Source organism: Enterobacter sp. 18A13, assembly GCF_007035975.1.
GTDB classification, from domain to species: Bacteria; Pseudomonadota; Gammaproteobacteria; order Enterobacterales; family Enterobacteriaceae; genus Enterobacter; species Enterobacter vonholyi.
On record NZ_AP019634.1, the window covers coordinates 1,175,065 to 1,196,614 of the forward strand.

At 54.8% G+C, this 21,550-nt stretch carries 21 protein-coding genes and 1 tRNA gene; 13 read left to right on the plus strand and 9 right to left on the minus strand.

From position 1 onward, the window contains the following. Positions 1 to 2: 2 nt before the first annotated feature. On the plus strand, positions 3 to 524 hold the full coding sequence (gene sfmF / locus FOY93_RS05735; RefSeq protein WP_115874402.1) for a fimbria assembly protein: 522 nt from the start codon (positions 3 to 5) through the stop codon (positions 522 to 524). A 51-nt stretch (positions 525 to 575) separates the two neighbouring features. Here the strand turns inward: sfmF and fimZ are convergent, their stop codons facing one another. The 3 genes from fimZ to FOY93_RS05755 form a co-directional block, all read right to left on the minus strand. Beyond that, positions 576 to 1,208 (minus strand): fimbria biosynthesis transcriptional regulator FimZ, encoded by a 633-nt coding sequence (gene fimZ / locus FOY93_RS05740; RefSeq protein ID WP_008499339.1) that lies wholly within the window; start codon positions 1,206 to 1,208, stop codon positions 576 to 578. Between the two features lie 799 nt (positions 1,209 to 2,007). Further along, positions 2,008 to 2,736: a helix-turn-helix transcriptional regulator gene (locus FOY93_RS05750; protein WP_111963361.1), complete on the minus strand. Its 729-nt coding sequence runs from the start codon at positions 2,734 to 2,736 to the stop codon at positions 2,008 to 2,010. Positions 2,737 to 2,760: 24 nt separating this feature from the next. Further along, positions 2,761 to 3,459: an EAL domain-containing protein gene (locus FOY93_RS05755; protein WP_133293925.1), complete on the minus strand. Its 699-nt coding sequence runs from the start codon at positions 3,457 to 3,459 to the stop codon at positions 2,761 to 2,763. A gap of 278 nt (positions 3,460 to 3,737) precedes the next feature. Here FOY93_RS05755 and FOY93_RS05760 point away from each other — a divergent pair. The 8 genes from FOY93_RS05760 (at position 3,738) to pheP (ending at position 13,035) form a co-directional block, all read left to right on the plus strand. Continuing rightward, positions 3,738 to 3,814 (plus strand) — tRNA-Arg (locus FOY93_RS05760). A gap of 102 nt (positions 3,815 to 3,916) precedes the next feature. Then, a complete protein-coding gene (locus FOY93_RS05765) occupies positions 3,917 to 4,747 on the plus strand; it encodes a CPBP family intramembrane glutamic endopeptidase (protein WP_136195308.1) in 831 nt (276 codons plus the stop codon). Positions 4,748 to 5,101: 354 nt separating this feature from the next. Continuing rightward, entirely contained in the window at positions 5,102 to 6,118 is a 1,017-nt protein-coding gene (locus FOY93_RS05770; RefSeq protein WP_133293927.1) for an iron ABC transporter substrate-binding protein, read from the plus strand. 24 nt (positions 6,119 to 6,142) lie between these two features. Then, positions 6,143 to 7,717, plus strand: a complete 1,575-nt coding sequence (locus FOY93_RS05775) for an ABC transporter permease (RefSeq protein WP_168708019.1) — start codon at positions 6,143 to 6,145, stop codon at positions 7,715 to 7,717. 1 nt (position 7,718) lies between these two features. Further along, positions 7,719 to 8,750: an ABC transporter ATP-binding protein gene (locus FOY93_RS05780; protein WP_143344781.1), complete on the plus strand. Its 1,032-nt coding sequence runs from the start codon at positions 7,719 to 7,721 to the stop codon at positions 8,748 to 8,750. A 149-nt stretch (positions 8,751 to 8,899) separates the two neighbouring features. Beyond that, positions 8,900 to 9,175 (plus strand): DUF1471 family periplasmic protein YahO, encoded by a 276-nt coding sequence (gene yahO, locus FOY93_RS05785; protein ID WP_023310654.1) that lies wholly within the window; start codon positions 8,900 to 8,902, stop codon positions 9,173 to 9,175. A gap of 184 nt (positions 9,176 to 9,359) precedes the next feature. After that, positions 9,360 to 11,543 carry a TonB-dependent receptor gene (locus FOY93_RS05790; protein ID WP_133293930.1) on the plus strand — a complete coding sequence of 728 codons (2,184 nt, stop codon included), beginning with the start codon at positions 9,360 to 9,362 and terminating at the stop codon, positions 11,541 to 11,543. A 103-nt stretch (positions 11,544 to 11,646) separates the two neighbouring features. Beyond that, on the plus strand, positions 11,647 to 13,035 hold the full coding sequence (gene pheP / locus FOY93_RS05795; RefSeq protein WP_115874408.1) for a phenylalanine transporter: 1,389 nt from the start codon (positions 11,647 to 11,649) through the stop codon (positions 13,033 to 13,035). Positions 13,036 to 13,121: 86 nt separating this feature from the next. Here pheP and FOY93_RS05800 read toward each other — a convergent pair whose 3' ends face one another. Continuing rightward, positions 13,122 to 14,366, minus strand: a complete 1,245-nt coding sequence (locus FOY93_RS05800) for a mechanosensitive ion channel family protein (protein WP_133293931.1) — start codon at positions 14,364 to 14,366, stop codon at positions 13,122 to 13,124. 65 nt (positions 14,367 to 14,431) lie between these two features. Further along, positions 14,432 to 15,868, minus strand: coding sequence for an MFS transporter (locus FOY93_RS05805; RefSeq protein WP_136195311.1), 1,437 nt, complete (start codon positions 15,866 to 15,868; stop codon positions 14,432 to 14,434). 107 nt (positions 15,869 to 15,975) lie between these two features. Here FOY93_RS05805 and FOY93_RS05810 point away from each other — a divergent pair, with 107 nt between their 5' ends. Together FOY93_RS05810 and FOY93_RS05815 are read left to right on the plus strand one after the other, a co-directional pair. Then, complete coding sequence (locus FOY93_RS05810; protein ID WP_104949205.1) at positions 15,976 to 16,845, plus strand: helix-turn-helix transcriptional regulator; 870 nt, start codon at positions 15,976 to 15,978, stop codon at positions 16,843 to 16,845. Between the two features lie 152 nt (positions 16,846 to 16,997). Beyond that, entirely contained in the window at positions 16,998 to 17,600 is a 603-nt protein-coding gene (locus FOY93_RS05815) for a hypothetical protein (protein ID WP_143344782.1), read from the plus strand. A 27-nt stretch (positions 17,601 to 17,627) separates the two neighbouring features. Here the strand turns inward: FOY93_RS05815 and nfsB are convergent, their stop codons facing one another. The 3 genes from nfsB to FOY93_RS05830 form a co-directional block, all read right to left on the minus strand. Beyond that, complete coding sequence (gene nfsB, locus FOY93_RS05820) at positions 17,628 to 18,281, minus strand: oxygen-insensitive NAD(P)H nitroreductase (RefSeq protein ID WP_133293935.1); 654 nt, start codon at positions 18,279 to 18,281, stop codon at positions 17,628 to 17,630. 120 nt (positions 18,282 to 18,401) lie between these two features. After that, entirely contained in the window at positions 18,402 to 18,770 is a 369-nt protein-coding gene (locus tag FOY93_RS05825; RefSeq protein ID WP_133293936.1) for an MmcQ/YjbR family DNA-binding protein, read from the minus strand. Further along, complete coding sequence (locus tag FOY93_RS05830) at positions 18,760 to 19,350, minus strand: TetR/AcrR family transcriptional regulator (RefSeq protein ID WP_133293937.1); 591 nt, start codon at positions 19,348 to 19,350, stop codon at positions 18,760 to 18,762. Before FOY93_RS05830 ends, FOY93_RS05825 begins: the two co-directional genes overlap by 11 nt. 190 nt (positions 19,351 to 19,540) lie before the next feature. Here FOY93_RS05830 and FOY93_RS05835 point away from each other — a divergent pair, with 190 nt between their 5' ends. After that, complete coding sequence (locus tag FOY93_RS05835; protein ID WP_143344783.1) at positions 19,541 to 20,644, plus strand: MBL fold metallo-hydrolase; 1,104 nt, start codon at positions 19,541 to 19,543, stop codon at positions 20,642 to 20,644. Positions 20,645 to 20,676: 32 nt separating this feature from the next. Then, positions 20,677 to 21,018, plus strand: coding sequence for a RamA family antibiotic efflux transcriptional regulator (locus FOY93_RS05840; RefSeq protein ID WP_032668308.1), 342 nt, complete (start codon positions 20,677 to 20,679; stop codon positions 21,016 to 21,018). Positions 21,019 to 21,100: 82 nt separating this feature from the next. Here FOY93_RS05840 and FOY93_RS05845 read toward each other — a convergent pair whose 3' ends face one another. Further along, positions 21,101 to 21,349 (minus strand): DUF1158 domain-containing protein, encoded by a 249-nt coding sequence (locus FOY93_RS05845; protein ID WP_013097677.1) that lies wholly within the window; start codon positions 21,347 to 21,349, stop codon positions 21,101 to 21,103. Positions 21,350 to 21,550: the final 201 nt, after the last annotated feature.

A 21,550-nucleotide genomic window follows, 5' to 3' on the forward strand; every position in this document is an offset into this window, starting at 1 on the left:
ATATGCGAAACGGGATCCGTTTAATCACCGTGGCGCTCTTTGCGCTTTGCACACAGGCCCAGGCGGACACCGCGTTGGGTGAGATCAACATTCGGCTCTACGGCAATATTGTCGATTTTACCTGCGTCGCTGAAGGCAGCGACAGCGACAAGACCGTCACGCTGGGGACCTGGCCCACCAAACAGCTCAGCACCACCGGGAGCCGCACGCAGCCCATGCCGTTTACGCTGAAGCTGACCGGCTGTCCGCCGGGCTCGGCGTCCATCACGTTTTCGGGTAAAGCCGACGGGAGCAATAGCGGCCTGCTGGCGCTGAATGACGCCAGTACTGCAAGTCGTGTCGCGGTAGAGATCAGGGATGCGGATAAAACGCGCCTGGCTCTCCAGCAGGCCAGCCAGCCGGTCTCGGTTGATGCACAGGGGAATGCGATACTGTCGTTTTATGCCAATTATATTGCCACCGCAGATAACCCTCAGCCCGGACGAGCCGATGCGGATGCCACCTTTATGATTAACTATAATTAGCACTGACCGCACTCCCTGCAGCTCAGATAAGCTGCAGGGAGTGAATTCAGGTTAAAGCAGTTCGTGCGCTTTGGCGTAATCAATTAATTCCACGATGCTTTGCACACCCAGCTTGGAATAAATATTGGATTTATGCGCGCTAATGGTTTTGTTGCTTAATAGTAGCTGTTCAGCAATTTCCTTATTGGATAATCCATTCGCCAGATATCGTAATACCGTGACCTCGCGATTCGATAATGGCATATCTACTGCCATCCCTTTCCCTGAACCCAAATGGTTTATAAAGTTCAGCGTTTCTGACGGGAAAAAGGAATAGCCCATCAGGATCATTTCTACGGCGTTGTAGATCTCACCCAAATCTTTACGCTTACTGACGAAGCCATTTGCCCCGGCGCGAATGGCGCGACCCGCGTAAAATAACTCTGATTTAGACGAGAGAAACAGAACCTTAATGTCTTTGTTTAAGTTTCTGATTCTCTTAAGCAAAGCGAAAGCATCCGTGCCCGTGAGTTCAATGTCAAGGATCACCAGATCGATAGGGTGATTGCGGATACAGTCAAGAACTTCATGGCTATCGCCAGACTTGAGCTTGACTGTGATATTCTTATTTTTCTGTAGCAGGACTTCTATCGACATTCTGACGATAGGATGTTCGTCCATAATGATAACGGATGCCGGTTTCATTTTTAATGCCTCAGATTGTTAAAAGCGTTATGCAGAGTTTGTAAAACTCTCGAAATGCCGGAAGGATATAATGTGCAGATCCCTATACCGTAGTATTTCCCTGGAAAGAGCGAAAGCATCCTTGTTTACGTAATGAAAAGAACTATGCCTCAGCGCGGTCATCTCATTAGGCTGGTGTTGGCAAAAAGGTTTTTCTTATTCAGATTTGATACGCATCTTATTATACAGGGTAAGTTTTTTCCGAAAACCCTGTAAATTAATATCCGCTTATGGGTTTGTATTATCTTCTGGATCTGAATCGCTATTTTTTTAAATTTAGCGGAAATATCCTGTTATCTCATTTACCGCATATTTTCATCTTTATGTAATAACAAAAAATAACAGATATCTCTTTATGTTGATTAATTGTTAACGAAAATACCCATCATTTAGGGGGACTAACCCACGCTGATGAGCTCAACAATTGCCCTCGCAGGCCGCCAGTCCTTCATCTGAAAGCGCGCTGGTTGATTAGAAGGTCCGCATCTCCTGCACAGGAGAACATGCTATCCGCTTTGCTTTTTCCTCCCGGACGTTGTCGCTAAGCTGCTTGTTTTTACATCATTATCATCTTGTTAACGCTATCTGCATTCACTTAACGGATGGAGTAAAGTGCTGCCGTTTGTTCATTCTGTGGCATTTCACAATGTTCGCGTCCTTAAATTAGGAATAGTTATAAATTCGATTTAATTGTTAAAAATTAACATTTATGCAACGCAAGTGGTAAGTAAATTCCTAAACAGCTTTAGGAAATAAGGGGTTAGGACGTGAGTGAAAATGTGCAGTCTGAGAGGTTATTAAGAAGATGCAGTAATTCCTGACGATGGCTCAGCCCGAGCTTCACCAGAATGCAGCTGAGACGATAGATAATACGGCTATAGGGACGATTCTGCATAAGGGCAATCTGACGTAATGTCTTGCCCCGGGAAAGCTCCTGCAGGATGGGCCATTCGTTGCGCGAAAACCAGTCTTTCTCCGTACCCTGCGGAGGGAGGGTATCCAGCAGGCTCTGCTGGAGCGCAGCGGCATTCAGCTGGCGTTCGAGAACATGAAAGGGACCTGCCGCTTTGCAGAAGAGGCGGGTGTCGTAATTATCGGCCCTGACCAACAGCCAGGGCGTCAGGAACGGAGGAAACAGACTATGCCGTCTCAACTGATCCAGTTTCTCCAGAAGCCCCGTGGACCGGCTTTCAATATCCACGACCAGACGGGCTGAGGGCCACTGCGTCTGAGCGATGAGGGCATCGTCCAGCGTGGCGTAGTCGCAGCAGCTGCTCAGGGGAAATTGCCCGTTGAGAAAACCGGTGCGCAGGTAGTGATCCTCAGTCACCAGAAGGATAAAAGGGGCGTCTGTTTTGCGGGGCTGGCTGATGGACTGGCTCAAGAATTCGAGCCGGTCGAAAAAGGGGGGAGCAAAAGGTGAGCGCGTAAATCCCAGTGCATCACTTCCTGTACGCCGCCGCCGGTAACGGCGCACTGTCATTCGCATGGTCTCCCTCCTGGAAATGGCTTTCTAATCCTCCGGCCATGTCCAGGACGGCCAGTAATACCCCTGGCCGAGATCTGCGCCTGCCTGCAGTGCACAGGTACGATCGCGTTCAGTCTCAATACCTTCAATAAGCACTTTCCCGGCAAGCTGAAAGCAAAGGGAAACCAGTTGCCTCAACTCAGGGGTGTCGCGTAAACGCCAGAATGCTTCCTTATCTATTTTGATGCCGTTTAACGGGAGTCGAAAGGATAAAAACGACTGCACTAAGACGTCATCGATGTCGTCCAGCCAGATTGCGTGCCCTCGTCTGCTCAACTGATGGAGATTCTGAACCACGAACTGCTTCTGTGCGACGGAAAGCGCCAAAATGGACGCGGGGTCGACAAACTCAATATTGAGCGGCACGCAGGATAATCTTATAAGTCGCTGAAAAGACGTGGGCTCTGTCAGAACGGTTATCGGCAGATTAATAAAAAGGTTATGACCGTGCGGCGTATTTTTTAACGCGGCAAGCTGCGCTTCAAGCAGCGTTATCGACCAGTCTGCGGACCGATCGCAAAAAAAGTCCTCACTGTGCCGCGTGTCGGCCAGAACGCTAAGGACCTCGACGCCAACCTGACGTAAGGAGGTAAGGGCGACGATGGGCTCAAGCTTAATGCCGACGATGTCCTGAGATATGTACTGTAACCGGGGGGGCGTATCGATCAGGTTTTGCGCTGTCACTCCATTGTCCTGTTGTCTGTCAGCCTCCAGGCGGCCGGGATACCTGACTCTAGTGTGACGAGCTGACGTTCGGGAAAACAGCAGGCGTTACTTAAATGCAACTAAGCCTTTTCGCAGCGCTAAATTTTACGGTGAAACAGGACAAAATGTTGAGAAAATAGCCGTATTTACAATCGGCTAGCGGTAATTGACTCTGAAAACGGAAAAGGCATTGACTCACCTGCCATTGACCGTATAATTCTTCGCGTTTCACCACCGCGAAGTACACACTTCTCAGTGCGCCCTTAGCTCAGTTGGATAGAGCAACGGCCTTCTAAGCCGTAGGTCGTAGGTTCGAATCCTACAGGGCGTGCCATTTAATTTCATAGAGTTACGCCTCCTTCACATCCTCCTGATTTCCATTGTGGGACATATTTGGGACATCACCCCTAAAACTTACCGGTCATGAAGGACATTTATGTGGTATCTACTCGCAACTTCGCTTGCCGCACTCTCTCTTAATAAAAGCCTGGCTTACCTGATGCTGGGATTAACGGCATTTCTCGGCTGGAAACAGAGTATTCTTGACGCCCCGGCGCTGCTGGTTATTGCATCAATCGTTGTTGGCTGGTCTGTTGTTGAATGGCTACGTAATAAAAATAATAAATACACATATCTGGTCGAAGGCCTGTGCGTGGTCATCGCCGTTGCCCTGGTTATGCATGTGCTCCCGGGCTTCCATAATCCCAAAGTGCTGGATGCTGTCGTCGTTGGTCCGCAAAGCATACCGTTCAGTATGTACTTTAATATGGACAAGGCGGTGGTGCCGTTCTTTTTAATTACGTGCATGCCAACGCTATTCGTAGCAAAACCCCTCTATAAAATTGGCAAGCTCGGCTGGGGAATATTGGTACTTGCGGTACCCGCGCTGTTACTTCTGGCTGTGGCGTTGGGCGGGCTGAGAATTGAGCCACATGCGCCAGAATGGTTCGCGCAATTTGCCCTTGCGAATATTTTCTTCGTCTCTTTGGCCGAGGAAGCTCTGTTCAGAGGCTACCTTCAGCAGCGCTTGTCCCGGATCGTTCATCCTGTTGTAGCGCTGTTGATTGCCTCAGTCATCTTTGGGCTGATGCATTATAGCGGCGGTTTACTGCTGATTATTTTTGCCAGCCTCTCCGGCATTATTTACGGCCTGGCGTGGATGTGGAGCGGCAGGCTCTGGGTTGCAACGTTATTCCATTTTGGGCTGAACGGCGTGCATTTATTGTTCTTCACCTATCCTGCGTATGCCCCTCATGCGGTTATGTGATGCTTTTTAAATGAGTAGCCTTATAAATTTAGCTACCTCCGGATAAGCATACAAAGCCCCGCAATATCGGGGCTTTTATATCTGCCGGGCGCATGAATAACAGATTTACCTTCGCGTCATAATAAATAGAAGGCTAATTAATTTATTATAGGCAGGCTTAAGGTTTTCTTAATCTAATAATTATCTCTCATTAAAATTTGGATTTTTATCATTCTAAAATCTGCTAAAAAGAAATTTTACACTTTTACGACTAAACTCGATTGATACTAATTATCATTAGCGTTGTTGTATGCTTTAATCCTGTCCCACAAAGCTATGAGTGGTTACTCCCGTTGGTCTATTAAGGATATGTTCATGAATTCTCGCCTGCTGTCCTGCTTCTCGCTTGCCTTGTTGTCTTCCTCCCTTTTCCTTTCCGCACAAGCGGTTGCCGCCGATAACAACGAAGGTATCGTTGTTTATAACGCGCAGCACGAAAACCTGGTGAAGTCGTGGGTTGACGGTTTTACTAAAGAAACCGGTATTAAAGTCACTCTACGTAATGGTGATGACAGCGAGCTGGGTAACCAGCTGGTGCAGGAGGGCAGCGCGTCGCCGGCAGACGTATTCCTGACGGAGAACTCGCCGTCCATGGTGCTGGTGGATAATGCAAACCTGTTTGCGCCGCTGGATCCAGACACCCTGAAGCAGGTACCGGCGGAATATCGTCCTGCGCACGGCCGCTGGATCGGCATTGCCGCCCGCAGCACGGTATTTGTGTATAACCCGGCAAAACTCAGCGAACAGCAGCTGCCTAAGTCGCTGATGGATCTGGCGAAACCCGAGTGGAAAGGCCGCTGGGCGGCATCTCCTTCAGGCGCGGATTTCCAGGCCATCGTGAGCGCGATGCTGGCCCTGAAGGGCGAGAAGGCCACCCTGGAATGGCTTAAAGCGATGAAAGCCAATTTCGTTGCCTATAAAGGCAACAGCACCGTGATGAAGGCAGTCAATGCCGGCCAGATTGATGGCGGCGTGATTTATCACTACTACCGCTTTGTCGACCAGTCCAAAACCGGTGAAAACAGCAAAAACACTCAGCTCTACTACTTCAAACACCAGGATCCGGGCGCGTTCGTAAGCCTTTCCGGCGGTGGCGTGCTGGCGTCCAGCAAACACAAAGCGCAGGCGCAGGCCTTCATCAAGTACATTACCGGCAAAGAAGGTCAGGAAAGTCTGCGTACCAACAACGCCTTTGAGTATGCAGTGGGCGTGAACGCGGCCTCCAACCCGAAACTGGTTCCGCTGAAAGATCTTGATGCACCGAAAGTTGAACCTTCAACGCTCAACAGTAAAAAAGTTATCGAGCTGATGACGCAAGCCGGTCTGCTGTGATCCTGAGAGTGAAGTGAACGTCTTATGTCTGGTCTGAGTCTCGACATCGGAAAAAACAGAGTGCAGGAGCCTGTCCGCAGGCGTCCTGCACTGCCGATGGTTGCGTTAGCTGTGTTGTTTTCATTAATGGCGCTTCTGCCTTTGGGTTTTATCATTGCCATTGGCATTGAGACCGGCTGGGAAACCATTAAGGCGCTGGTGTTTCGCCCGCGTGTGGCTGAGCTGCTCGGCAACACGCTGTGGCTGACGGCCCTGGCGGTTCCGCTGTGTATCGTGACGGGCGTGGTGATAGCCTGGCTCACAGAGCGCACGCAGCTTGCCGGACGGGGCATCTGGTCCGCGCTGGCGGTCGCTCCGCTGGCCATTCCGGCGTTTGTGCAAAGCTATGCCTGGGTGAGCGTTGTCCCGTCCATGCATGGGCTTTCCGCGGGCGTGTTCCTCTCGGTTCTTGCGTACTATCCGTTTATCTATATGCCGGTTGCGGCGGTGCTGCGTCGCCTTGATCCGACGCTTGAAGATGTCGCCGCGTCGCTCGGCACGCCGCCGTGGAAGGTCTTTTTCCGTGTGGTGCTGCCCCAGCTCAAGCTGGCTATCTGCGGCGGCGCGCTGCTGGTGGCGCTGCACCTGCTGGCGGAATATGGCCTGTACGTGATGATCCGCTTTGATACCTTCACCACGGCCATTTATGACCAGTTTCAGTCTACCTTCAGCGGCCCGGCGGCAAACATGCTGGCGGGCGTGCTGGCCTTGTGCTGCCTGGCTATATTAATGCTGGAAGGCGTGACGCGTGGAAAAGCCCGCTACGCGCGAATTGGCGCCGGGGCCGCGCGCGAGCAGAAACGCTGGCCGCTGAAGCCTGCGGCGGCCGCGCTGGGTCAGCTGTTTTTCATCGTGCTGATCGTGCTGGCGCTGGGCGTGCCGTTAATTGTTCTATGTCGCTGGGTTTGGCTCGGCGGCGCGCAAAACTGGATGAGTGCCGATCTCTGGCACTCCCTGCGCCAGACGCTGATGCTCGGCGTGGGCGGCGCACTTCTCACGACCGTGTGCGTGATCCCCATCGCGTGGCTCGGTATCCGCTATCCACACCGCATCTTCCGGATGCTGGAAGGGTGCATCTATATCACCAGTTCGCTGCCGGGCATAGTCACGGCGCTGGCGCTGGTCACCGTCACTATTCATTACGCCCGTCCCATTTACCAGACGGAAATTACCCTGTTCCTGGCCTACCTGCTGATGTTTATGCCCCGTGCGCTCATCAACCTGCGGGCGGGGATTGCTCAGGCGCCGGTTGAGCTGGAAAACGTGGCGCGCAGCCTGGGCAGCACGCCCGCGAAGGCGCTCTGGAGCGTCACGATGCGGCTGGCCGCGCCGGGTGCGGCAGCGGGGGCCGCGCTGGTTTTCCTCGGCGTCAGCAACGAGTTGACCGCCACGCTGCTGCTCTCTCCGCTGGGCACGCGCACGCTCTCCACCGGATTCTGGGCGCTAACCAGTGAAATTGACTATGTTGCCGCCGCCCCTTACGCGATGCTGATGATCCTGATTTCACTCCCGCTGACCGCCATTCTCTATATGCAGTCGAAGAAAATTGCAGGGCTATGACATGCTTGAATTAACCGCCATTTCTAAATCGTTTTCTGATGTGCAGGTGCTCGACAGCTTAAACCTGAGCGTTGCGCCGGGGAGCAGGACGGCGATTGTCGGGCCGTCCGGGTCGGGGAAAACCACGCTGCTGCGTATTCTTGCCGGGTTCGAAACGCCCGACACCGGACGTATTGTCATGCAGGGGAGAACGCTGTTTGATGAAAACAACTTTGTTCCCGCCCACCTGCGCCGGATCGGTTTTGTACCTCAGGAAGGGGCGCTTTTCCCCCACCTTAATGTGGCAGACAACATTGCCTGGGGGCTGGACGGTACCCGCCACGAGAAGCGCCAGCGCGTTGAGGCGCTGATGGAGATGGTCTCTCTGGACAGGCAGCTCGCAACGCACTGGCCCCATGAGATTTCCGGCGGACAGCAGCAGCGCGTGGCGCTTGCCCGTGCGCTGGCCCTGCGTCCTTCACTGATGCTGCTGGATGAACCTTTCTCGGCGCTGGACACCGGCCTGCGCGCCATGACCCGTAAAGCCACGGCCGATCTGCTGGCCGAAGCGGGCGTGGCCTCGATTCTGGTCACCCACGATCAGAACGAAGCGTTGTCCTTTGCCACGCAGGTCGCGGTCATGCGCTCCGGGCGCTTCACGCAGGTCGGGACGCCTTATGAGGTGTACACCCGTCCGGTTGACGAAGAGACGGCGCTGTTTCTTGGCGATGCGCTGATCCTGCCTGCGCAGCTCACCGCGGGCTACGCCCTGTGCGCCCTGGGTGAGGTGCCCACGGACAACGCGCAGGCTACAGGGCAGGGCAGAGTGATGCTGCGCCCGGAACAGCTGAGCGTGACGGCATGTGCCTCCCATGAAAGCCCAATCTCGATTCTTGATGTGGACTTCACCGGCCAGCTGTCGACGCTCACCCTTGGGCTCGCCGGGCAGCACGAGCCCGTGACCCTGAAGACCGTCAGCCAGCCAGGATGGAACCCTGGCACGACGGTACGCATTGATATTGCTGGCACCGCACGTGTATTCGAATATTCTTAATATTCGTTAGTAATTTCATGCAACGGGTTGTTATAAAAGATTTTTCCCGAAGGTATGGCATTCTCTGAGATTCTCTACCATGCTCATAAAACCTCACCGCAATGCGTGAGGTTTTTCGTAGTTGCTGATTAATCTCAAGGAAAAAGGTTATGAAAAAGACGACTGCTATTTTGTTGGGAACGGCGTTACTGTTTACAACCAATGCTTTTGCTGCACAGCTACTCACTAAAAGCGAGTTCAAAAAAGTTGCATCTCAATATAAAAAAATCGGTACGGTAAACACCTCGAATGAAGTATCGGTGGATGATGCAAAAAAAGAACTGATTGAGAAAGCCGATAAGAAAGGCGCGGATGTCCTGGTGCTCACTTCAGGGAACACCAACAATAAAATTCACGGTACGGCCAATATCTACAAGAAAAAATAACGTCATTGCAGCCACCCCGAAACGGGGTGGTTGTTCACCCTCTTTTCTCGCCATACCTCCTCATGAACGCGGTTACACTTGCTAATGCATTTATAATGCGTATAGTTCTCATTTGCATTTCAGCAAACACATTCTAAGGCCCGACAACGGGTCATTTTTGCGCGCACTTTCAAATGAGTTAACGATGAACAACACCAACATACACAAAACGCTGCTGGCGCTCGCCGTTGGCGCAATAACACATTCCGCCTTCGCGGCTGACGATCAAAAAGAAGATACCCTCATCGTGCAGGCTAAGCCTGCCAGCGAGTTCAAACCCGGTGGCGACCAGCTGGTACCGGCCTTCCTTGACGGACAGGTGGCGAACGGCGGACGCATGGGAATGCTGGGCCAGCAGAACGCCATGGACGTGCCGTTCAACATCATCAGCTACACCTCAAAGCTGGTGGAAGATCAGCAGGCGAAAACCATTGCTGACGTGGTCGCTAACGACGCGGGCGTGCAGTTCGTTCAGGGGTATGGCAACAGCGCGGAAACCTACCGCATCCGCGGCCTGAAGTTTGACGGTGACGACATGACCTTTGGCGGTCTGTCCGGCGTGCTGCCGCGGCAGGTAGTAGATACCCAGATGGTCGATCGCATCGAGATCTTCAAAGGGGCCAACTCGCTGATGAACGGCGCGGCGAGCTCCGGCGTGGGCGGGATGATCAACCTTGAGCCCAAACACGCGGGCGAACTCCCGCAGGCGAAAGTGGGCATCGACTATACCTCTGATTCCCAGATTGGCACCACGCTGGATGCGGGCCGTCGCTACGGCGACAGCGACCAGTTTGGCGCGCGGGTGAACCTGGTCCATCGCGAAGGGGAAACCGGCATACCGAATGACCGCCGCCGCACCACGCTGCTCTCTACCGGCCTGGATTACAGCGGTGACCGCTTCCGCACCTCGCTGGATCTCGGCTATCAGAAGAAAACCTTCCACGGCAGCCCGATCAGCGTCAATATCTCCGCGGTGGATTTCGTACCCGAGCCGCCGAAAAACGATCGCAACTTCTCTCAGAAGTGGGCCTACAGCGACATCGAAAACGAGTTCGGGATGTGGCGCAGCGAGTACGACATCACCGACGGCTGGACCGCCTACACCGGCCTGGGCGCGCAGCACGCGCACGAGGAAGGGATCTACAGCGCGCCGAAGCTGGTCGATAAAAGCGGTAAGGCAACGGCCAGCCGCCTTGATACCAACCGTATCAGCGATTCCGTCAGCGGCATGGCGGGCATTCGCGGTAACTTTGATACCGGTTTTATCTCGCACAAGGTCAATGTCGGCTATTCGGCGATGACCAAAAACGAAAAAATCGCGTGGAAAATGTCGGCTGCGAAGGATAACCCGACCACCAACATCTACCACAATACCGGCGTCGATATGCCGGACAGCAGCAACTTCAACGGCTCCGGCGGAAAGTACAGCGACCCGCTGACCAGCGGACGCACGCGCACACAGGGCTGGCTGCTGAGCGATACGCTGGGCGTACTGGACGACAAACTGCTGTTCACCGCAGGCGCCCGCCACCAGAAGGTGGTCATTCGCGGGTATAACAAAATTACCGGTGCGGAAAACGCGGCGGATGGCTTCGACGGCAGCCGCTGGATGCCAACCTACGGCGTGGTCTACAAGCCGTGGGAGACGCTTTCCCTCTATGCCAACCATACCGAAGCGCTGCAGCCGGGCAAAACCGCGCCTAATACCGCCACCAACTACGGCCAGAGCACCGGTATCGTTCACTCTAAGCAGAATGAAGTGGGCGTGAAGGCGGACTTTGGCCGCGTAGGCGGCTCGCTTGCGCTGTTCGAAATCAAAATGCCGTCGGCGATCCTCGACGACAGCGGTCACTACGGCCTTGACGCTGAACAGCGTAACCGTGGCGTGGAGCTGAACGTCTTCGGCGAGCCAATGCTGGGGATGCGTCTGAACGCCAGCGCTACCTGGCTGCAGGCTGAGCTAACCAAAACCAAAAACGGCGTAAATCAGGGTAACGATGCGATCGGTATTCCGAACTTTTACGCCGTGCTGGGCGCAGAGTACGACATTAAGCCGATTGACGGCCTGACTGCCACCGCCCGCGTGAATCACTCCGGCGCGCAATATGCTGACCTTGCAAACACCAAAAAGCTGGACAGCTACACCACGCTGGATCTGGGGATGCGCTATCGCTTCGCGGTGAACCACAATGCAAACCAGATGACCGTGCGCGCGGGCATCGACAACGTGACCAATGAAAACTACTGGGCCAGCGTGGACGATTCCGGTACCTATATTACGCAGGGCGAACCGCGCACCTTTAAGGTCTCGGTTGGCTACGAATTCTAAGCGTTCCATCTCGTTATCCGGGGCAGGGATGCCCCAATCCCTTGCTACCTCCAGCATGAAGTGTTAAAACGTGCCCCTTCTAAAAAAGAGACAGGGGTAGGACGTGAAAGACGCGTCATCCGCTTCAGGCCATGGTAGCGCCGAAGCCTCGTCGGATCAGAATCCGACGCTGCAACGTGGGTTGCAAAATCGACATATTCAGTTAATTGCCCTTGGCGGCGCAATCGGTACCGGGCTGTTTCTCGGCATAGGCCCCGCTATTCAGATGGCTGGCCCGGCGGTTCTGCTGGGTTATGGTATCGCCGGGATTATTGCCTTCCTGATCATGCGCCAGCTTGGCGAGATGGTCGTTGAAGAGCCGGTTTCAGGCTCCTTCGCGCACTTTGCTTATAAATACTGGGGCCCGTTTGCCGGCTTCCTGTCCGGCTGGAACTACTGGGTAATGTTCGTGCTGGTGGGGATGGCGGAGTTAACCGCCGCAGGCATCTATATGCAGTACTGGCTGCCGGATGTCCCGACGTGGGTCTGGGCGGCGGCCTTCTTCATCATTATTAACGCCGTTAACCTCGTCAACGTCCGCCTGTATGGCGAAACCGAATTCTGGTTTGCGCTGATCAAGGTGCTGGCGATTATCGGCATGATCGGCTTTGGCCTGTGGCTGCTGTTCTCTGGCCACGGCGGCGAGCGCGCCACGATCGACAACCTGTGGCAGCACGGCGGCTTCCTCGCCACCGGCTGGAAAGGGCTGATTCTCTCCCTGGCGGTGATCATGTTCTCCTTCGGTGGGCTGGAGCTAATTGGCATTACCGCCGCCGAAGCGCGCGACCCGCATAAAAGCATTCCCAAAGCGGTTAACCAGGTGGTGTATCGGATCCTGCTGTTCTACATCGGCTCGCTGGTGGTCTTGCTGGCCCTCTATCCGTGGGTGGAAGTGAAGTCCGACAGCAGCCCGTTCGTGATGATTTTCCACGATCTGAACAGCAACGTGGTCGCCTCGGCGCTGAACTTCGTCATTCTGGTGGCGTCGCTGTCGGTCTATAACAGCGGCGTTTACTCCAACAGCCGTATGCTGTTTGGCCTCTCCGTACAGGGCAACGCACCGCGCTTTTTAACCCGCGTTAGCCGTCGCGGCGTGCCGGTGAACTCTTTGTTGCTGTCAGGGGCCATCACGTCGCTGGTGGTGCTGATCAACTACCTCCTGCCGAAAGAGGCCTTCGGCCTGCTGATGGCGCTGGTTGTCGCCACGCTGCTGCTGAACTGGATCATGATCTGCCTGGCGCACCTGCGCTTTCGCGCCGCGATGCGCCGCAAGGGACGCGAAACGCAGTTCAAAGCGCTCCTTTACCCGGCGGGGAACTACATCTGTATCGCTTTCCTGGGGCTGATTCTGGTGCTGATGTGCACCATGGATGAGATGCGCCTGTCCGCGATGCTGCTGCCGGTGTGGGTTATATTCCTGTTTGTGGCGTTTAAGCTATCCCGAAAAAAGTGATCTGCTTTTCACCCTCTCCCCGTGGGAGAGGGCCGGGGTGAGGGCACCAGACCGCACCTGCCTTCACGCCCGGTGTCCGAAACTGATTATCTGACGATGACCCCCGACAGGGAGCGAATATCATTCCCCGTCGGCGACTGGTGAATACGCAAACCAAATTCATCCACCACCGCGAAAATATGGTCGAAGATGTCGGCCTGTATCTCCTCATATTCTGCCCAGACCACCGTATTGGTAAAGGCATATATTTCAATCGGCAAGCCATTCGCGTCAGGCGCCAACTGACGCACCATCAGCGTCATATCTTTGCGAATGCGCGGGTGGTTGCGAAGATATTCGTTCAGGTAGGCGCGGAAGGTGCCGATATTGGTCATCTTGCGAAGGTTTAATACCGATTCTCCTTCACCGTTCTTCTGATTCCACAGGTTTATTTCCTCATGTCGAGCGGCCAGATAGGGCTTAAGCAGTTTCGCCTGAATAAGTTTCTGCTGTTCCTGCTCGTCGAGAAAATGAATGCTGGTGGTATCAATGTTCAGGCTGCGCTTAATGCGTCGACCGCCGGAGGCCGACATGCCGCTCCAGTTGATAAAGGCGTCGGAGACCAGCGCCCACGTCGGAATGGTCGTAATCGTATTATCGAAATTTCGCACCTTAACGGTGGTCAGGCCGATGTCCGTCACCGTGCCGTTGGCACCGTATTTCGGCATCTCCAGCCAGTCGCCGAGCTTGAGCATGTCGTTGGCGGAAAGCTGAATCCCCGCCACAAGTCCGAGTATCGGGTCTTTAAACACCAGCATCAGAACGGCAGCCATGGCGCCCAGACCGCTGATCAGAATCGCCGGGGACTGGCCGATGAGCAGGGAGATAATCAATATCCCCACCAGGATGGCGCTCACCAGCTTGATGCCCTGGAAGATCCCCTTCAGCGGCAGCTGTGATGCGGTGGCCATTTTCTGCGACAGATTAAAAATCACGTCCAGCAGCGAGAAGAAGGAGAGCAGGGCATACACCATGACCCACAGCTTTGCGCATGTCGTGAGAATTTCCGCCGCTTCGCTGCCTTTTTGCAGCCACAGTACCGCCTGAACGTTGACGATTATCCCCTGAAGGGTGAAGGCCAGACGGTGAAATAATTTATTCTGGGTGATGATCTGCAGCCACAAATGGCTGCTGGCCTGCGCGCGTTTTTCGAAAGCGCGAAGCACCACTTTGTGCAGAATAAAATGAACGATGATGGCGGTAAGAAAAATAATACCAAAGATAATCACTAAAGAGGTGGTGTGATTAATTTCAATGCCTAACTCTTCAACCTGAGCAATTAATTCCTGCATAACGTCTCCTGTATTGATGCAGCCCCATAATGGCGGCTGCGGATCTATTATGCAAATTCACGGGCTTATTTGGTGGCCTGGCAGACCTTTACCACCGGCAGGCACAGGCGATGGCGGATGCGCAGCGTCGCCAGGGCAAGCACCACCATCATCGCCGTTTCCACCATCAGGAAGACGTTCACCGCCTGGGTGTAATCCCCGTGATGGTTCTGCAGCGCGTGGAGCAAAATCGCGCCGAAAATGGCCGGGCCAAGCCCCAGCGCGGCCTGCTGCAGGGTACTGAGAATGGCGCTCGCGGCCCCGGCATCGTCAGGCTGAATATCGCGCATCCCGATGCGGTAGAAACTGTTCACGATCAGCGCCTGACCGTAGCCCACCAGTCCGGTGGCGGGTGCCAGCGTCAGGGGGGTATTTTCCACGCCCCAAATGCGGAACGTGGCGATCAGAGCCAGCAGGCCGATAATCTGGATTGCCAGACCCGTCAGCAGAATAGTGCTGGTGCTGTAGCGGGCAATCAGCCGCGGCGCGAACCAGGCCGAAACAAAGTAGGTCACGCCAAGGGCGATAAAACTGTTTCCGGACTGCCATGGGGCCATCCCCAGACCGGTTTGCATGGTGAGCGCCATACAGAACATAAACCCGGACCAGACGCTGAAAAAGAGCATCGCAATCAGAATGCCAAAGCGAACGCTGCGAAGCTGCAGCAGGCGCGGCGGGATCAGCGGGTGGGCATTCTCACGCTCCTTTTTGCGCGCATTCAGCGCCGTCAGCCAGCCCAGCGGAATAATGGCGAGAAGCATAACCTTCAGCGGCCACGACCAGTGCCACTGTGGGCCGAGCGCCATCGGGAACAGCAGGCAGCAAAGAATGATCGCCAGCAGCACGGTTCCGGTCCAGTCGATGCGTGACGGCGTCTCGCGACGGGTTTCGGGTACGAAATGGCGACTTAGCGCCAGCACCACCAGACAGATCGGCACGTTGATAAAGAAGGCGTTACGCCAGCCCAGCCCGGCGATATCCGCCGACACCAGCCAGCCGCCGCCCATCTGGCCGACGATAAACGCAATCCCACCGATGCCGCCAAACAGGCTGATGGCTTTTGCGTGGGCGGTACCTTTCAGCGTCACGTGCAGCGTGACAAGAATTTGCGGCATGATGAGTGCGGCACCCGCGCCCTGAACGATGCGCGCGGCCAGCAGCTGTTCAATGTTCCCCGCTATTCCGCAGAGCAGCGAGGCCAGGCCAAAGCTCGCCACACCCCACATGAACAGACGGCGACGGCCAAAATTATCCCCCAGCTTGCTGCCGAGCGCGAGGCAGACGGCAAAGGCCACGCCGTAGAGCGCGACGATCAGCTCCAGCTCGGTGGCGGTAGCGTGCAGTGAATGGGTAATGGCGTCCAGCGCCACGTTGGTGATTGAGGTATCAATCATCGGCAGCATCTGGCCGGTTAACAGCAATATCAGGCCAGCGCGACCCGGTGAAACAACTGACGTATTCATGGTAACTCCATTGCGTCATTCAGCAGATGGTCGTAGCATCTACCATCAGATAAACGGGTACCAGTTCTTGCTTATACTGGTACTGGCACTACCATGCAGGGGGATTTATGGCGCTGATGTCTGAACCTGTCGTCTCACTTCAGGATGACACCCGAAAACAGCTCGGGGCATTTTTACGCGCCCGGCGTGAAAGCCTCGATCCGCAGCGTCTCGGCCTGCCGCGCAGCGGTCGTCGCCGCACGCCGGGTCTGCGCCGGGAAGAGGTGGCGATGCTCGCTGACGTGGGCGTGACCTGGTACACCTGGCTTGAGCAGGGCAGGGACGTCAATCCGTCCAGCGCGGTGATGGCGGCCGTGGCAAAAGCGCTGCAATGTACCCCAACTGAAGCCCGGCACCTGTTTGTATTAGCCGGTTTACCGCCGGGTGAAGCGCCGCAGGCGGTCTGCTGCGAGGGCATCAGCGAAGGCACGCGCCGCCTGCTGGATACGCTGATGCCGAAACCCGCCAGCATTCAGAAACCGAACTTCGATATCGTGGCGTGGAACGACAGCTTCGGGCATCTGATGGGCGTCGATTTCAATGACATCCCTCCCGAAGATCGCAACTGTATTTATCTGTTCCTCACCCATCCGGCGTGGCGCGCCCGCCTCGGCAGACGCGACGACGTGCTGCCCATCTTTGTCTCCTATTTCCGGGCGGCGATGGCCGAACACCGGGGCGATCCTCTGTGGGAGGCCAAACTGGCGCGCTTCTTTGCGGTGTCCGAAGAGTTTAAAACCCTGTGGCACCAGCGCAACGACGTGCGCGGCGTGGAGAACCAGCTCAAGCTGTTTACCCATCCCGAGCTGGGGGATTTTACGCTGCAGCAGATGTACTGGTATTCCGCGCCGCGAAACGGCTCGCGGTTGCTGGTGTATCTGCCGGTGGATGAGGCCGGGGAGCGGGCGATGGCGTGGCTGGCGGCGCAGGGGAAATAAGTTTTTTGCGAGACGGTTTCAGGGAATAAGAGCCGAATCTGCTAAGTGGAGGAGACCGGTGTAATGTTGGGTTTAGCTTAAACCCATCGACTGAATCGACATCATTTCGACGAGGTGTTAAGTCGTCTATACTCTCGCAATGAGCAACCACCATGTTGCCACTGATGATTGATTCCGCAGATTTCAGCCAAAAATTAGGCCTTATCTCCCGAAACGTCGAACATACCGAAGCGTTTCTTGCGCGGGGTACGGTGGATTTTCATCTGCCCGGATTTATGCTGCCGGTGGGATATCGCCTGATAAAATCGCGCTACGGTAATGAATATCGTCTCGTCACCATCGACGACGGAAAACCCTATACGGCGTATGCCGTTAGGTTGACGTTTCATAAAGAAATTACCTTTCCCCACGGGGCTGCGACACAGGTTATGGTCTGGCGTACGCCACGCGCTGTCCATCAGCGGGTAATCAGTGGATTACCCCAATCCTTCTTCCAGTGGGTGCTAAGCGAATACGACATTGTGGTTTCTGACAGCGAGCAAACCGGTGACGGACAGTGGTTTTGGTTACGCATGATCGACTGGGCGTTCAGCATGAATTATCGGATAAGCGTGGCGGACGGTACGGTAGGGGAAGAGTGGCACTTAACACCGGTGAGTTCATATGCCGAACTGGAGGAGCGCTGGATTGCGTTTGCCTGGAGATACGATCGCGACGTGCATCCACATCCCAGGTTAGACATCAGTAAAGCGTAACGGGCCGCACAGAGCGGCCCGTGTTGATCAGCACTCGGTCACAATCGTGCTCAGCGGCAGGCGAGATTTTGGCAGCGTGGCGTTGAAATCTTCAACGCTGTGATGCCCAACCGGCACCACCACCAGGCTGGTGAAGCCCTTCTCTTTCAGGCCAAACTCTTCGTCGAGGATCCCGGCGTCGAAACCTTCAATCGGTACTGCGTCCAGGCCCAGCGCAGCAACGCCCAGCAGGAAGTTACCGACGTTCAGGTAAACCTGCTTCGCCATCCACTGGTCGTCATCTTTCAGATCCACGCGGTGCATGTCGGCGAAGTAGGTGCGGCCCTTATGGTTCGCGGCTTTAGCTTCCGGCGTGTTGAAACGGCCATCGGCCTCTTCCTGGTCGACAACGCGCTCCAGCCATGCATCGTCCATCGCGGTTTTCGCGCAGAACACCACCACGTGAGAGGCATCCAGCATTTTGCGTTCGTTGAACACATAGGTGCCCGCAGCGGATTTCGCCACGCGCGCTTTTCCTTCCTCGGTGCTGGCCACGATGAAGTGCCACGGCTGGGAGTTGGTGCTTGACGGGCTGTACTGCAGCAGGGTTTTGATTTTTTCCGCTTCTTCAGCGGTCAGTTTTTTGCTTGCGTCGAACGCCTTGGTGGAGTGGCGTTTCAGCGCAACAGAAATGATATCCATAACAACTCCTGATGATGAAATTCGCCCGCGTGCGGGCGCGAAAGGAGAGCAGATTACAGCGGGACGCGGAAAAAGATAAGGGCAATTCGAGCGCTTAATCTGTTCGTCTCAGACGAACAATCAGACCGGCCGGATCCACTTCTGGTCTTTTTTCGGCAGTTTATCCACCACCAGATGCCAGGAATCATTAATGAGATCGGTAACCAGTTCCGGCGTCACGTCTTCAGTGCCGTAAAGGGAAATCCAGTGCTTTTTGTTGAGGTGATAGCCCGGTTCAACGCCGCGATAAATCTGCTGATTTAACAGCGATTTTTCCGGGTCTGACTTCAGGCTGACGTGCGGCCGCCCGTGTGCGACGGCCACAATCATGAAAATTTTTCCACCCACTTTAAACACGTCAAACTCCGGCCCAAACGGCCAGCAGTGTTCGGTGAACGGCAGCTCCAGCGCCACGCGTTTTGCGTGCTCCTGCAACGTTTTACTGTCCATCGCTCTCTTCCTGGGCAAGCCCGCGCCACATCACCTCAAAGCCGAGCGCTTTAAACTCAACGGCGCGGGACGGATCGCGGGTGGCAAATTCCATCGTGGATTCGGCCAGCGATAAGAAAAGCGCATCGCCAAACGTTTTAAATTCATCAGACATAAACACCTGACGCACCGAGCGGCGGCAGAGTTCATGCAGCTCCGGGAACATCTCTTTCACCGCCTGTTCCGTTTCGGTGCTCAGCTTTTCACTGACGCCAATCTGGCGGATCGCCGCATGCGCAACGGGGTTACGAATACCCCAGTCCACATAGCTGTTCCAGATATTGCGGGTATGTTCTTTAGGCAGCGTGATGGTGCGATCGAGGTTCGCGAGCATGGTCTGGCAGAGATCTTGCTTCAGGTGCAGATAGAGGGCATTCAGCAGATCGTCTTTCGTAGCAAAGTAGCGGAACAGGGTGCCTTCGGCGACGCCCGCCTTACGGGCAATGAGCGCCGTTGAGGCGGCAATACCTGACTGTGCAAACGCCACCGTTGCGGCTTCCAGTAAGGCCTGTTTTTTATCTTCACTCTTCGGACGTGCCACTAAATTTTTCCTCCTGTCAATTATAAAAACCCTGATTGAAACACGTGCTTTGACACGCTGCAACGCGGAATGTCAAAGATCGAAAACGTCTTGACGACTTTATCATCATATCTATAATGAGTGCTTACTCACTCATAATCAAGTTTACCCTGCGCACGCTATCGGATGGGGCGCGTTTTCGGGTCAGGATATGAAAAAACCTCTCTTCATCTGCGTGGTGTTAATCATGATTATTGCTTCAGCCGCGAGTTTACCGTTTGTTCTGAATGCCGGATTCGGCCAGCCGCCGCAGTGTGAAAGGCTCACTGAAGTGGAGGCCTCCCCACAGTATCGCGAGGGGAAATTCCACAACACGCTGCCGACGCCGGGTTATAACGGTGACAAAAATATGCTGGTCGCGATGTGGGAGTTTCTGACCAAAAAAACCGAAAACGCCCGCCCGACCCGGCCGCTGCCGCTGGTGAAAACCGATCTTGCGAGCCTGCCGCTGGAGCAGGACACACTGGTGTGGCTCGGTCACTCATCGTGGTATCTGCAGCTCGCGGGTAAACGCATCCTGATTGACCCGGTTCTTGGCAACTATGCCGCGCCGTTCTCGTTCCTCAATAAGGCCTTTGCCGGCGAGTATCCGTGGCGCGCTGAACGCATGCCGGAGATCGACCTGCTGATTATTTCGCACGATCACTACGATCATCTGGATTACGCCACCATCCGGGCGCTAATGCCGAAGGTAAAGCGCGTGGTGACGCCGCTGGGCGTAGGATCCCACCTGCGCTACTGGGGGATGAAGTCCGAGATTATTGACGAGCGCGACTGGAACCAGTCGGTAAGCATCAGCGATGAATTGACGGTGCACGTTCTGCCAGCGCGTCACTTCTCCGGTCGCGGCATCAAACGCGATCGCACATTGTGGGGCAGCTTCATGTTCGTTACGCCAGAGCAGAATGTTTACTACAGCGGGGATTCCGGTTACGGCCCGCACTTCAAGGCCATCGGTGAACAGTTTGGCGAAGTGGACGTCGCCATCATGGAGAACGGCCAGTACGACCAGGACTGGAAGTACATCCACATGCTGCCGGAGGAAACGGCGCAGGCCTCGGCGGATTTGAACGCGAAAGCCGTGGTGCCGGGGCATAACGGACGCTTCGTGCTGGCGAAACACGCCTGGAACGATCCGCTGATCCAGCTGGCAAAAGCCAGCAAGGATAAAAATTATCGGTTGCTGACGCCGGAACTGGGCGAGCCCGTCCGGGTGAATGACGCCACGCAAACCTTTCGCGCGTGGTGGGAATAATGTTTAAGCGAGAAGCAGAGGGGGACAGCAGTATGACCATTTCCGCTCAAGTCATCGACACTATCGTCGAATGGATCGACGACAATCTGCACCAGCCATTACGTATAGAAGAGATTGCCCGCCACGCGGGCTACTCGAAGTGGCACCTGCAGCGGCTGTTTATGCAGTACAAAGGGGAGAGCCTGGGGCGTTATATCCGTGAACGTAAGCTGCTGCTGGCGGCGCGCGATCTGCGTGAATCCGACGCCCGGGTGTACGACATCTGCCTGCGTTACGGGTTTGACTCGCAGCAGACGTTTACCCGTATCTTCACCCGCACGTTCAACCAGCCTCCTGGTGCGTACCGCAAGGAGAACCACAGTCAGCCGCACTGAGCTGTTTTCCGCCCTGGCGGGTCAGGAAAATTGCCATCACAGGCCGGGTAAGGCGAAGTCGCCACCCGGCTTTTTTATTGGCTTACGACGCCAGGGAAAACCAGCGTCGCCAGACGAAACGCAGCACGAAGAATTCAATCGCCCCGAGCAGTAAAAACCACACGCAGAACAGAATGGTGTAAAGCTGGTTCAGATCGACCATGTGAAAGGTCTGAACCAGCTTCTGCGCCAGCACCAGCCCAAGCGAAGGCGCCGGGAGCAGCAGGCACGAAAGCAGGGCCAGTAATAAAATGCCGCCTGCGGTGAGCAGCGATTCTAGCGGGTGTTTCATCGTAATGTTAATCGTCAGTTAAAAATGTCATTGTCCGGCATTCTGTAACGTAAAGCAATATCAGCCCCGCTGACCTTTTTGAATAAAACAAAGACATTATTACTGCGCACAAATAACAACATACGACCCGGCGTTTATATTAATATCGCGTTATGTAAATAAACGTCCGCATCAGGAAAATAATTTTACAAATGTATAGGT

What these genes read in the sequence shown, in the direction of transcription:
- sfmF (WP_115874402.1), top strand. Translation starts at nt 3, where the DNA reads ATGCGAAACGGGATCCGTTTAATCACCGTGGCGCTCTTTGCGCTTTGC.
- fimZ (WP_008499339.1), bottom strand. Translation starts at nt 1,208, where the DNA reads ATGAAACCGGCATCCGTTATCATTATGGACGAACATCCTATCGTCAGA.
- FOY93_RS05750 (WP_111963361.1), bottom strand. Translation starts at nt 2,736, where the DNA reads ATGCGAATGACAGTGCGCCGTTACCGGCGGCGGCGTACAGGAAGTGAT.
- FOY93_RS05765 (WP_136195308.1), top strand. Translation starts at nt 3,917, where the DNA reads ATGTGGTATCTACTCGCAACTTCGCTTGCCGCACTCTCTCTTAATAAA.
- FOY93_RS05770 (WP_133293927.1), top strand. Translation starts at nt 5,102, where the DNA reads ATGAATTCTCGCCTGCTGTCCTGCTTCTCGCTTGCCTTGTTGTCTTCC.
- FOY93_RS05775 (WP_168708019.1), top strand. Translation starts at nt 6,143, where the DNA reads ATGTCTGGTCTGAGTCTCGACATCGGAAAAAACAGAGTGCAGGAGCCT.
- FOY93_RS05780 (WP_143344781.1), top strand. Translation starts at nt 7,719, where the DNA reads ATGCTTGAATTAACCGCCATTTCTAAATCGTTTTCTGATGTGCAGGTG.
- yahO (WP_023310654.1), top strand. Translation starts at nt 8,900, where the DNA reads ATGAAAAAGACGACTGCTATTTTGTTGGGAACGGCGTTACTGTTTACA.
- FOY93_RS05790 (WP_133293930.1), top strand. Translation starts at nt 9,360, where the DNA reads ATGAACAACACCAACATACACAAAACGCTGCTGGCGCTCGCCGTTGGC.
- FOY93_RS05800 (WP_133293931.1), bottom strand. Translation starts at nt 14,366, where the DNA reads ATGCAGGAATTAATTGCTCAGGTTGAAGAGTTAGGCATTGAAATTAAT.
- FOY93_RS05805 (WP_136195311.1), bottom strand. Translation starts at nt 15,868, where the DNA reads ATGAATACGTCAGTTGTTTCACCGGGTCGCGCTGGCCTGATATTGCTG.
- FOY93_RS05810 (WP_104949205.1), top strand. Translation starts at nt 15,976, where the DNA reads ATGGCGCTGATGTCTGAACCTGTCGTCTCACTTCAGGATGACACCCGA.
- FOY93_RS05815 (WP_143344782.1), top strand. Translation starts at nt 16,998, where the DNA reads ATGTTGCCACTGATGATTGATTCCGCAGATTTCAGCCAAAAATTAGGC.
- nfsB (WP_133293935.1), bottom strand. Translation starts at nt 18,281, where the DNA reads ATGGATATCATTTCTGTTGCGCTGAAACGCCACTCCACCAAGGCGTTC.
- FOY93_RS05825 (WP_133293936.1), bottom strand. Translation starts at nt 18,770, where the DNA reads ATGGACAGTAAAACGTTGCAGGAGCACGCAAAACGCGTGGCGCTGGAG.
- FOY93_RS05835 (WP_143344783.1), top strand. Translation starts at nt 19,541, where the DNA reads ATGAAAAAACCTCTCTTCATCTGCGTGGTGTTAATCATGATTATTGCT.
- FOY93_RS05840 (WP_032668308.1), top strand. Translation starts at nt 20,677, where the DNA reads ATGACCATTTCCGCTCAAGTCATCGACACTATCGTCGAATGGATCGAC.
- FOY93_RS05845 (WP_013097677.1), bottom strand. Translation starts at nt 21,349, where the DNA reads ATGAAACACCCGCTAGAATCGCTGCTCACCGCAGGCGGCATTTTATTA.